This is a genomic window from Nocardioides sp., from assembly GCF_035703625.1.
In the GTDB taxonomy this organism is placed as follows: domain Bacteria; phylum Actinomycetota; class Actinomycetes; order Propionibacteriales; family Nocardioidaceae; genus Nocardioides.
The window spans coordinates 1-11,351 of record NZ_DASSXS010000113.1 but is presented as its reverse complement, the minus strand read 5'-3'; the positions used below and the strand labels follow the sequence as shown (position 1 = coordinate 11,351).

Annotated in this window: 9 protein-coding genes and 1 tRNA gene; 7 read left to right on the top strand and 3 right to left on the bottom strand. The window is 72.6% G+C overall.

The window, feature by feature from the left end; genetic code table 11:
• The 3 genes from VFN12_RS05490 to VFN12_RS05480 form a co-directional block, all read left to right on the top strand.
• A partial coding sequence (locus tag VFN12_RS05490) for a tRNA dihydrouridine synthase (RefSeq protein ID WP_325117594.1) occupies positions 1-768 on the top strand: 768 nt, incomplete at its 5' end.
• A 157-nt stretch (positions 769-925) separates the two neighbouring features.
• Entirely contained in the window at positions 926-1,810 is an 885-nt protein-coding gene (locus tag VFN12_RS05485; RefSeq protein WP_325117593.1) for a mucin-2 protein, read from the top strand.
• A gap of 88 nt (positions 1,811-1,898) precedes the next feature.
• On the top strand, positions 1,899-3,191 hold the full coding sequence (locus VFN12_RS05480; RefSeq protein ID WP_325117592.1) for a deoxyguanosinetriphosphate triphosphohydrolase: 1,293 nt from the start codon (positions 1,899-1,901) through the stop codon (positions 3,189-3,191).
• Here the strand turns inward: VFN12_RS05480 and VFN12_RS05475 are convergent, their stop codons facing one another.
• Positions 3,192-3,389, bottom strand: coding sequence for a hypothetical protein (locus VFN12_RS05475; RefSeq protein ID WP_325117591.1), 198 nt, complete (start codon positions 3,387-3,389; stop codon positions 3,192-3,194).
• Positions 3,390-3,500: 111 nt separating this feature from the next.
• Positions 3,501-6,125, bottom strand: coding sequence for a glycogen debranching protein (locus VFN12_RS05470; protein WP_325117590.1), 2,625 nt, complete (start codon positions 6,123-6,125; stop codon positions 3,501-3,503).
• A 134-nt stretch (positions 6,126-6,259) separates the two neighbouring features.
• Between VFN12_RS05470 and dnaG the strand changes: the two genes are divergently transcribed.
• The 3 genes from dnaG (at position 6,260) to VFN12_RS05455 (ending at position 8,820) form a co-directional block, all read left to right on the top strand.
• Positions 6,260-8,179, top strand: coding sequence for a DNA primase (dnaG, locus tag VFN12_RS05465; protein ID WP_325117589.1), 1,920 nt, complete (start codon positions 6,260-6,262; stop codon positions 8,177-8,179).
• Positions 8,176-8,676: a hypothetical protein gene (locus VFN12_RS05460; protein ID WP_325117588.1), complete on the top strand. Its 501-nt coding sequence runs from the start codon at positions 8,176-8,178 to the stop codon at positions 8,674-8,676. Before dnaG ends, VFN12_RS05460 begins: the two co-directional genes overlap by 4 nt.
• 68 nt (positions 8,677-8,744) lie before the next feature.
• A tRNA-Asn gene (locus VFN12_RS05455) sits at positions 8,745-8,820 on the top strand.
• Positions 8,821-8,875: 55 nt separating this feature from the next.
• Here the strand turns inward: VFN12_RS05455 and VFN12_RS05450 are convergent.
• Complete coding sequence (locus tag VFN12_RS05450) at positions 8,876-10,258, bottom strand: tannase/feruloyl esterase family alpha/beta hydrolase (RefSeq protein WP_325117587.1); 1,383 nt, start codon at positions 10,256-10,258, stop codon at positions 8,876-8,878.
• Positions 10,259-10,434: 176 nt separating this feature from the next.
• On the opposite strand from VFN12_RS05450, the gene VFN12_RS05445 reads away from it, so the two are divergent.
• The coding region (locus VFN12_RS05445) for a phosphotransferase (RefSeq protein WP_325117586.1) at positions 10,435-11,351 on the top strand (917 nt) is incomplete at its 3' end.

Sequence of the window (11,351 nt, the reverse complement as noted above, 5' to 3'; positions counted from 1 at the left end):
GGGCTGCTGGCGGAGATCCTCGCGTCGGCGGTGGCCGCGGCCGCGCCGTACGACGTACCGGTGACCATGAAGACCCGCAAGGGCCTCGACGAGGACCACCTCACCTACCTCGACGCCGGGCGGATCGCCCAGGAGGAGGGGGCCGCCGCGATCGCGCTGCACGGCCGCACCGTGGCCCAGGCCTACTCCGGTGAGGCGGACTGGACGGCCATCGCCCGGCTGGTCGAGCACGTCGACATCCCGGTGCTGGGCAACGGCGACATCTGGGAGGCCGGCGACGCGGTCCGCATGGTCGGGGAGACCGGGGCCGCGGGCGTGGTCGTGGGTCGTGGCTGCCTCGGACGTCCGTGGCTCTTCCGCGACCTGGCGGCGGCCTTCGCGCCCGGGGGGCCGACCCCGCCCGTGCTGCCCGACCTCGGCGAGGTGCGCACTGTGATGCGCCGCCACGCCGAGCTGTTGTCGCAGCACATGGGGGAGGAGCGCGGCTGCAAGGAGTTCCGCAAGCACGTGTCCTGGTACCTCAAGGGCTTCCGTGCCGGCGGTGCGTTGCGGCACTCGCTGGCCCTGGTCGACTCACTGGCGGCGCTCGACGTGCTCCTGGCCCAGCTCGACCCGGACGAGCCGTTCCCCGAGGCGGAGCTGGGCACCCCGCGCGGGCGGCAGGGCGCCCCACGGAGCCGGCTGGCGCTGCCCGAGGGGTGGCTCGACGACGCGGACGGCAGCGGTGCCCACGTGCGGGAGGACGCCGCCGAGGTCACGGGTGGATAACAGCCAGATGACTGGATGGTGACGGGAAACACCGCCCAAAACGCGGTACCTGATTGGGAAGCCGTCCGGCGGGTGTGCTTTAGTCATGGATCGCGCCGGCCGTTGCCACAAGTGACGCCGGCGTACCCCCCGACAGCAACAGCAAAGGATCAGCGCTGTGGCAGATCATCGCCACAAGCGGGACACCAATGCCCGCCGCATGCCCAAGGCACATCTCGTCGCCGGACCGATCGCGCTCTTCGCCACCGCGGCGACCGTCGGACTCGGCGTCGTCGCGTCCAATGCCGAGACCGGCGACCTTCTCGTCTCCAGCAGCGGGGCGAGCATCGGGAACGCCGGTGGCGCCGAGCGCCAGGCCGTGGTCTCGCGGTCCGACTCGCGTGAGGCCTTCGTCAACCTGCAGAAGGCGTACAACGCGAACCTCTCCAAGGTCGCCACGCTCCGGGCCGTGCGCCAGGCCGACACCAGGTTGTGGGCCACGGCGGACCTGAACGTCTGGGACGCGCCCGGCAAGGATGCGCGCAAGATCGGGCTCCTCCAGGACGAGGAGAAGATCCTGGTCACCGGCCGCCACGGCGCGGGTCGCGACGAGGTGGTGTGGAAGGGCCGGTCTGCCTGGGTGACCACCGGCTACCTCTCCGAGGAGAAGCCCGTCGAGGAGGTCGCTGCCGACGGCTCCGGTGGCGACGTGAACGCCACCTGCACCAACGGTTCCTCCGTCCCGAGCGGGGTCAGCGCCAACATCGTGGCCGTCCACGAGGCCGTCTGTGCCAACTTCCCCGAGATCACCAGCTACGGGACCTTCCGCGGCGACGGCGAGCACGCCGAGGGCCTGGCCGTCGACATCATGACCAGCGGCGACCGCGGCTGGCAGGTGGCGGAGTTCGTGCGTGCGCACTACTCCGAGCTCGGCGTCAACTACATCATGTACTCGCAGCGGATCTGGTCGGTCGACCGGGCCAGCGAGGGTTGGCGCTACGTGGAGGACCGCGGCTCCCCGACCGCCAACCACTACGACCACGTGCACGTGACGACGTACTGACGCTGACGCCCATCGCTGACCCGCCCGAAACTTTCGGGCGGGTCAGCGCATTTCTGGGTGGGGGCAGGGCCCCCTAGAGTCACCTCCGATGCCTGACTCGCTCCAGCAGTACGACGCCGCATCCCGCGAGCGCCTCGTCGACGAGCCTCCCAAGCGGGTGGCGGCCCCCGAGCGCACGCCCTTCGAGCGCGACCGGGCGAGGGTGGTGCACGCGGCGGCGTCTCGCCGGCTGGCCGCCAAGACCCAGGTGGTGGGGCCGCAGACCGACGACTTCGTCCGCAACCGGCTGACCCACAGTCTCGAGGTGGCCCAGGTGGCACGTGACCTCGCCCGGGCCCTGGGCTGCCACCCCGACATCGCCGAGACGGCCGCGCTCGCCCACGACCTCGGCCACCCGCCCTTCGGCCACAACGGTGAGCGGGTGCTCGCCGAGCTCAGCGAGGACGTCGGCGGGTTCGAGGGCAACGCCCAGACGCTGCGCCTGCTGACCCGGCTGGAGGCCAAGACGTTCGACTCCGACGGCCGGTCGGTCGGCCTCAACCTCACCCGGGCGACCCTCGACGCCTGCACGAAGTACCCCTGGCCTCGCGCCGAGGGCGATCCGCCCGCCGGCGTGCATGCCGACGGCTCACCCCGCGTGGTGCGCAAGTTCGGGGTCTACGACGACGACCTTCCGGTCTTCGCCTGGCTGCGCGGTGACGTCGCCGGACGGCGACGGTGCGTCGAGGCGCAGGTCATGGACCTCGCCGACGACGTCGCCTACTCCGTCCACGACATCGAGGACGGGATCGTGGCCGGCCGGATCGAGCTGACCCGGCTCGACCCCCCGGCCGTGTGGGAGACGGTGCGCGACTGGTACCTGCCGGACGCCGACGACGACCTCCTGGCGGGGGTGCTGACCGGGCTGGCGCGGCAGGAGAGCTGGCCGCGGGCGCCGTACGACGCCAGCAGGCGCAGCCTGGCCGCCCTGAAGAACCTCACCAGCGACCTGATCGGCCGCTTCTGCGGCGCGGTGCAGGAGGTGACGCTCGCGTCGGGTGGCGAACCGTTCGTCCGACACTCCGCCGACCTGGTGGTCCCGGAGCGGACCCGTCTCGAGATGGCGGTGCTCAAGGGGATCGCGGCCCACTACGTCATGCGGGCCGACGACCGGGTGGCGGTGATGTCCCGGCAGCGTGAGCTCGTCGCGGAGCTGGTGGCCGGACTGGCCGAGCGAGGGCCGGAGGCGCTCGACCCGTTGTTCGCCGACGACTGGCGCTCGGCCCCCGACGACGCGGCGAGGCGGCGGGTCGTCGTCGACCAGGTCGCCTCCCTCACCGATGCCAGCGCGGTGGCCCGGCATGCCGCACTGGCACGACCGGGCCACGCCGCGACTGCCTGATCAGGGCAGGAGCCGGTCCTTCACCGCGGGTGCGTGCTCACGCGCGGCGTCGGCGGCCTGGTGCGCCGTCTCCTGGACCTTCGGGTTGTTCTTGACCTGCTCCGCGAGCCCGCGGATCTGGTCGTAGCGCTCGCGACCCGCCCGGGCGCCCAGGACGTAGCCGATTCCGCCGGCCACGAGGACCGTCAGCTTCCTCATCGTGTCTCCTTCCTCCGTCGGCCAGGGGGCAGGCCGACCTCGGTCAAGTCCATCACGACGGTCCCGTGCCCGATCAGGGTGTGGACAAACGGCCCTCCGGGCCGGCGCCGGTTAGCGGTAGCCCACCACCAGCGTGCTGGCGCCTGCCCCGGCAGGGGCGGGTACGACGACCTCGCGGCCGCGGGCCGTGGCCCGCACGTCGTACTTGGCGGGGGCGCCGTCGAGCGTCACCTTGGTGACCCTGGCTCCCTCGGGAAGGACGTGCCCGATCAGCAGGTCGGCGGAGAGGTGCCGGACGACCGTGGTCGTGAGCGCGCTCGCGCTCCGCTGGGCCGTCACGTCGACCGACCCCGCGCCCAGCCGGACGTTGGTCGCCGCCACCCGGCTCTGGCCGTCCGGGACCTGCGGGACCACCGAGAGCGCGCCGCGCCCGAGGTCGGGGCTGATGCCGAGCTGGTGGTGCACCACCGGCCACAGGGTGCCGTAGGTGCCCCACGCCTGGAGCACCATCGACCGGTCGTACAGCGGACGGTCGATGTTGGGCTTGAAGTCGGGGCTGGGGGCGATCTCGGGCATGGCCCCGGGCATCTCCCACACCTTCGGGTCGAGCTGGATCTGCGCGTTGCCGGTGGTGTAGCGCTGCTGCTCGTCGGTGCCGAGACGGCCGAAGTTGCCCTCGGCGACCGCCATGATGCCGGTGTTGAGGGAGAAGACCGAGCGCTCGCTCTGGACGGTCGACTCGGCGGAGTCGCAGGTCGGCCCGCGGTTGCCGCCGTCGGCGCTGGTCGGTCCGGTGCCGGTGTGGAACAGCCCGTAGAGGCCGGAGTAGCAGGGCTCCTGGCGCTTCTCCAGGGCGAGCTGCCCATGGGCGTCGCCGGCGAGCGGGCGGGTCGCCTGGCCGGGCCGGACGAGCTCCGCGTCCATCGGGGTCACCCCGATCCAGTGCCGTTGCAGGATCCTGGTGTTGTCGTTGCCGGGGTCCTCCGCGAGGTCGATCGAGTCGGCGTACTGGTCGGTGTCGGCGCCGTACCACCAGGCCCGCTCGAAGTCCGCCTCCATCGCCGCGGCGCGCTGCGAGGCCCAGGTCGCGGTGGCGGAGTCGCCCTTGCTGCGGGCGAGGTCGGCGAGGTCGCGCAGGCCGCGGATGGTGTAGACGGTGTTGTCCAGCTTCTCCTCGCCCATGCCCGGACGCTCGACGTTGCCGAGTCCCTCCGGCCATCCGTCGCCGTCGGCGTCGAGACGGTCCACGACGTAGTGCATGTTGCGCACCGCGAACGGGTAGAGCTCGTCGCGGAACGCGTCGTCCCCGGTCCAGCGCCACACGAGCGCGACCGCGCTGGGGTACTTGGAGGTCTCGTCGGTGTTGCCCGGTGAGTCGAGAGTCCCGTAGTAGACCGACCCGTCCGGCATGACCTCGTGCACCACCTTGCCGCTGTCGCCGTTCACGACGACGCTGACGTCGCGCAGGGCTCGCAGGTGGGCCTTGATGTCGTCGAACTGGCCCATGGCCACGCTCGCGAACGCGGTGTACTCGCCGTCGGTGCCGAACAGCCAGGGGTAGTCGGGCCAGCCCGCGCCCAGCCAGCGCGCCTTCGCGAGCGTCCCCTCTGCGGGTGGGTACTCGCGGCCCTCCCTGACCGGACGGAGCTGCAGGTCGTGGACCTCCTGCACGGAGTCGGCGAGGTTCTGCTTGCTCCAGGCGATGCTGCGCTCCAGCAGCGGGTCACCGGGGAGGTCGACGTTCGTGTGGGAGTCCCACTGCCGACGGGCGGCGATCTTGTCCGCGAGGGCCCTGGCCGGGTCGGCCAGCGCCCTGGTCAGCTCGGCGCGTGCGGCCGGCACACCCTGGTCCGAGCCGGCCACGGCGAACCACACCGTCGTGGGCCGGTTGGCCTCGAGCCGGATCTCCCAGCGCAGCTGGCCGCCGGAGCCCTTGCCGAAGGCGCCGTCGTCGCAGGTGTACGGCGCCGGGCCGTCCGCCGGGCAGACGACGGCGGGGTCCTGCGGCCCTCGGTGGTCGGGTCCGAGCTCGTGGCCGGTCGGCGGCGTCTGGCCCGCGACCAGGGCGGCCCAGTCGTGGGGCGTGGCGTTGGCGACGGGCGGGGTGCCGTTCTCCCGGAACAGCAGGGCGTCGCCGGTGAAGGAGCCGGTGTCGCGCAGGTTGAACGTCCCGGCGTTCGGGGTGGTCCAGCCCCACGGGTAGGCGCTCATGAGCTCCGAGTGGGCATCCAGCGCGACCGGCAGGGTCCGGCTCTTGGGAGAGGTGAGCGTGAGACCCACCAGCGTGGCGCGGACGCCGTCGGGCACGAAGTCGGTCCGCTCGACGGCCACGTTGTTCACCGGCTCGTAGTCGGTGCGGGTGTAGCCCCAGCCGGCGGTCGTGCCGGTGGCCTCGGCGCCCTGGGGATCGCCCAGCCACTGGCCGGCCAGGCGCAGCCAGATGCCGTCGACGAGCTTGATCGGCGGGGTCCACACCCCACCCATCTCGCCGCGGATGTGCCAGCCGGAGGCCGGGTAGAGGCCGTCGGCGGTGCTCATCGCGTAGGCGCGGTCGCCGACCACGAGCGAGCGCCGGTCGGACAGGCGGCTGGTCTCCCGGAGCTCAGGAGTGGAGAGTGTTGCGGCCGGTGCGCCGGCGGGCTCGCCCGAGGCGTCGGTTCCCGGCAGGGAGGCGACGGCGAGCGCGGCAAGGGCAGCGGTCAGGGCAGTGCGGAACGGGTGCACGACGAGGGGCATGCGTCCTCCGAGAGTTCGGACTGTGATCCGCATTACAGCACGGTGGTCCAGACCAGGGGAACCGCCGACGCTCGATGCGGACCGGTTGTGGAGGCGCCCGTGGGGGCGACCGTCGGCGCCGTAGACTCCGCGACGTGGCCGGCCGGATCCGCGAGGAAGACATCGCCGCGGTGCGCGAGAGGGCGCCGATCGACGAGGTCGTCTCCTCCTACGTCACGCTCCGCAACGCCGGAGGTGGGTCGCAGAAGGGCCTCTGTCCCTTCCACGACGAGAAGTCGCCGTCGTTCCACGTCACCCCGGGCCGCAACTTCTGGCACTGCTTCGGCTGCCAGGAGGGCGGCGACGTCTTCACGTTCCTGATGAAGATCGACGGGCTCAGCTTCGTCGAGGCGGTGGAGCGCCTGGCCGACAAGTACGGCGTCCAGCTCCGGCGCGAGGACGGCGACGTCCGCGACGACCGTCCGAGGGGCCCGGCCCGGGGCCGGCTGGTCGAGGCCCACAAGGTGGCTCAGGAGTTCTACGCGGGGCAGCTCGAGACCCCGGATGCGCTCGCCGCCCGCCGGTTCCTGCACGAGCGGGGGTTCGACCAGGCGGCGGCCGACCGGTTCGGCATCGGCTTCGCGCCGCGGGACGGCGACGCGCTGCTCACCCACCTGCGGCAGAAGGGCTTCCGCGAGGACGAGATGGTCTCCGGCGGGCTCGTCGCGATGGGCCGCTCGGCCTACGACCGGTTCCGCGGTCGCCTGCTATGGCCGATCCGCGACGCCAGTGGCGACACGATCGGGTTCGGAGCGCGCCGGATCTTCGACGACGACCGGATCGAGGCCAAGTACCTCAACACCCCCGAGACCCCGATCTACAAGAAGAGCCAGGTGCTCTACGGCATCGACCTGGCGCGGCGCGACATGGCCCGCGCCTCCCAGGCCGTCGTGGTCGAGGGGTACACCGACGTGATGGCCTGTCACCTCGCGGGCGTCCCCACCGCGGTCGCGACCTGCGGCACGGCGTTCGGCGACGACCACGCCCGGGTCCTGCGCCGTTTCCTGCACGACCACGAGGACTTCCGCGGAGAGGTGATCTTCACCTTCGACGGCGACGCCGCCGGGCAGAAGGCCGCGCTCCGCGCCTTCGACGGAGACCAGAACTTCGTCTCCCAAACCTACGTCGCCGTCGAGCCGGACGGCCTCGACCCGTGCGACCTGCGGATCCAGAAGGGGGACGCCGCGGTGCGCGAGCTCGTCGCCCGCCGCGTCCCGCTCTACCGCTTCGTGCTGGCGAACATCGTCGGCGGGTTCGACCTCGACCGCGCCGACGGCCGGGTCGACGCCGTACGCGCCGCCGCGCGGCTGGTCGCCAGCATCCGCGACAAGTCCAAGGTCGAGGCGTTCGCCCGTGAGCTGGCCGGCATGGTGGGCGTCGACATCGAGCAGGCTCGCTCCGAGGTGAGGAGGGCAGCCCAGCGATCGACGCAGCGTCCCCGGCAGGAGCAGCAGCGGCCGGGCCCCGGCGCCGCCCCGTCGGCGGCCCCCTCGGACACCGCGCCGCCCGCCGGACCGCCGCGCGAGCAGGTCCCCGACCTGCGTGACCCCCGCTTCTCGCTCGAGCGCGAGACCCTCAAGCTCGTGATCCAGCATCCGGCGACGGTCGGCCGGTCCGCCGCCGACGTCGGTGCCAACGACTTCACCCACCCGACCTACCGCGCCGTCTGGGAGATGGTGGCCGCCGCCGGCGGTCCGGCGGCCGGAGCCAACGACCCCGGCTGGGCCTCCAGGCTGCGCGACACCGCCACCGATCCGGCTGTGTCCTCGGCGATCAGCGCCCTCGGCGTCGAGCCGCTGCGCACCGCCAAGGAGCCGGAGCCGAGCTACGTCGCCGCTCACCTCTACCGGCTGCTGGAGCTGACGGCCATGCGCCGCATCGCCGACCTCAAGTCGCGCCTGCAGCGCACCAACCCGGTCGAGCACACCGCCGACTACAACCGGATGTTCGGAGAGCTCGTCGCCCTCGAGCAGCACCGGCGGAGCATGCGCGAGCTCGCCGTCGGGGCGTCGTGAGGCGACGCACCCGACCGCCCGTCGACGTTCACGCAGGGGAGAAGGTCCTGGCCTGGGCAGAGTCGTCGTCGGGCCCGGTGGTGGCCGGCACCCGGGACGCGCTCTACATCGTCGGGCCCGGCGTGCCGGGGGAGACCCGGCTGCCCTGGGAGCAGGTGAAGTCGGCTGACTGGGACCGTGAGGACTCCCGGCTGCGGATCAGCGAGGTCGGCTCCTGGGGCGAGGAGCTGGTCGTCCACACGCTGGAGATCGACGAACCCGGCCTCCTGCTCGAGCTGGTGCGCGAGCGGGTCACCGCGAGCGTCGTGCTCCAGCGGCATGTGCCGCTCGACGGCCGCCGTGGCGTCCGGGTGGTCGCACGCCGGGCACCCCGTGGCGACCGGCCCATCGCCTGGTTCTACGAGTACGACGAGGGCGTCGACCCGGACGACGCCGACGTTCGCGCTGCTGCCGAGGCAGCCCTCGCCGCCGCCCGCGACGAGGTGGGCCCGACCTGAACGACTGCGACGCGGCCGATTTTCTCGCCCGTCGGCAGCCTTGCTAACCTGTGCCCGCGTCACAGCGGTCCCCTGTAGCTCAACTGGCAGAGCATTCGGCTGTTAACCGGAGGGTTGTTGGTTCGAGTCCAACCGGGGGAGCCACCCAGAGGGCCTGACCTGCGAGAGATCTCGCGCGTCAGGCCCTCTGTCGTCCCGCTCAGTGCAGCGAGCAGTGGTTCACGGTGTCGGCCCCGTCCGGAGGGCGGGTGAGGGTGGCACTGGCCGGTGGACGCCGGTCGCGCTCGACCCAGGCAGTCATCCGGAGGAACGCCCGCCGCGCGCAGGGCAGCAGTGGGCGCACCCGGTCGCCGTACTCGCCGTGGAGCCCGTCCACGTGCGTGCCGTCGGGCACCCGGTAGTAGCGGTGCAACGGGCCACGGTCGTGGCGCCGGATCATCCGGGAGTAGATGTCGGAGTCGGTGCGGATCGGCAGCAGCGCGTCCAGGGTGCCGTGCAGGGTCAGCATGGGCCGGTGGAGGTCACCGGTCAGCGCGACCTTCCGCAGCGCGGCGTGCGCGCGGGGCCGACTGCTGTAGTCGTAGTCCGCGTCGCAGCGCGGTGTCCCGCTCTGGCAGAACGGCACGCCCGCCTCCAGGGCGCCGTCGTACGACGGGTCGAGCTCCTCGCGGTAGAGCCGTTGGGTGAGGTCCCAGTAGACGCCGTAGTGGTACTCCCAGGTGAACTCCGAGCCGCGCTGGAAGCCGGCGCGGATCATCGCCCTGTGGGCGGCGCGATCACCGGTGGCGGCGTACGCCGGGTAGCGGCGCAGCGCGACGGGCAGGTAGGTGAGCAGGTTGGGCTCGCGTGCCTGGTAGAGGGTCCCCTCCCAGTCCACGCCGCCGTCGAAGAGCCTCGGGTGGTTCTCCAGCTGCCAGCGCACCAGGTAGCCCCCGTTGGAGATGCCGAACGCGTAGGTGCGGCGCGGGAGGGAGCCGTACCGCTGGCGGGCGACCTCCCGGGTCGCGCGGGTCAGCTGGGTGACGCGGTGGTTCCACTCGGCGACGGCGTCGCCGGGTGCCTGTCCGTCCCGGTAGAAACCCGTCCCGGTGTTCCCCTTGTCGGTGCTGGCGTAGGCGAAGCCTCGCGCCAGCAGCCAGTCACTGAAGATGAAGTCGCCGGCGTACTGCGCGCGGGTCCCGGGGGCGCCGCTGACGACGAGGCGGCCGTTCCAGTCGTCGGGCAGCCGGATCACGAACTGGGAGTCGTGGTTCCACCCGTTCCGGGCGTTCGAGGTGGAGCTGTCGGGAAAGTAGCCGTCGACCTGGATCCCGGGCACGCCGCTGGGGTTGCGGGTGCCCGGCGCGTGCAGGCCGGACCAGTCGGAGAGGTCGGTGTGGCCGGTCAGCACCGTCGACGACGTGGTGAGGTCGTCGAGGCAGGCGACCTTCTGCATCGGCGCGCGGGGCACGTCGACCGAGCCGATCCGGGCGCAGTGCCGGTCGCCCGCCGAGGCGACCTCGGGCGGCGCGGCGACGGACGACAGTGGCGCGAGGACCAGGGCCAGCAGTGCCGTCACGGCGGCGGGTGCGGAGCAGCGCATGACCGTCATGGTCGCCGCAGGCGGCGGGTGCGTCGATGTGCGCCCGGGCCACAACCCGGGGCCGGCGGTGTGGGTCGGCCACCTACCGCGCTGGCTCGCTGGTTGCCGCGGGGGCCGGCCCTCCGGTTGGGTGTCCCCCATGGGGCACGCGCAGCGGGGCGAGATGCAGCGTCGGGATGGCTGAGGCGGGGTACGCCGACCTGGGCGAGCGGCTGCCCTCGAACACCCAGCGCTGGCGGAGCGAGGAGTTCCTGGTCGAGCTCGCCGACTGGGTGGCCGGTGAGGTGGGCGAGGTGCGCTCCGTCGTACCCGCCAAGGTGAGAGTCTGGGCCGGGGTGTGGCGGGTCGAGACGGTGGACGCCGGAGTCCACTACGCGAAGCAGAACTGCCAGCTCCAGTCGTTCGAGGCGTCCCTGGTCGCCGCCCTGTCCGAGCTGTCACCGCACCGGGTGGTGCCGGTGACGGCGTGGGATCCCGACCGCGGTCTCCTCCTCACACCCGACCAGGGTCCCGTCTTCGCGGACTCGGCCGGGGAGGACCTCGACGCCTGGGCGGCCGTACTCGCGGCGAGCGCCCACCTCCAGCGTGAGGTGGCGCCCGCCCTCGACCGGCTGAGGCACGTGGGTGTGACGACGCTGGCCCCCGACGACACCATGTCGTATGTCGACCGACGCGTGACCGAGCTCGGCTCCCGTGCGCCCGACGATCCGTTGGCCCTTCCCGCCGACCGGGCGGCGGCCCTGCAGGCGCTGCGGCCCGCCATCGCCGACTGGGTCGACCGGGTCGCTGCGCTGGGCCTGCCGGTCACCCTCAACCACAGCGACCTGCACGCCCACAACGTCTTTCATGCCGGGGGAGAGCTTCGCTTCTTCGACTTCGGTGACTCGATGCTGACCGAGCCGCTGGGCGCGCTGCTCGTCCCGCTCAACGTGCTCGCGGCAGAGCTGGATGCCGGCCCCGCCGACCCGCGCCTGTGGCGGGTCGTCGAACCGGCGCTGGAGGTGTGGAGCGACCTCGCCCCGCTCCCGGCCCTGCGCGCGGCCCTCCCCGCCGGGCTGCAGCTCGCTCGGCTTGCGCGGGTCGAGTGCTGGGC

Coding starts and splice junctions, on each gene's coding strand:
- VFN12_RS05470 (WP_325117590.1), bottom strand. CDS start 6,125: ATGCCCCTCGTCGTGCACCCGTTCCGCACTGCCCTGACCGCTGCCCTT.
- VFN12_RS05450 (WP_325117587.1), bottom strand. CDS start 10,258: ATGCGCTGCTCCGCACCCGCCGCCGTGACGGCACTGCTGGCCCTGGTC.
- VFN12_RS05475 (WP_325117591.1), bottom strand. CDS start 3,389: ATGAGGAAGCTGACGGTCCTCGTGGCCGGCGGAATCGGCTACGTCCTG.
- VFN12_RS05480 (WP_325117592.1), top strand. CDS start 1,899: ATGCCTGACTCGCTCCAGCAGTACGACGCCGCATCCCGCGAGCGCCTC.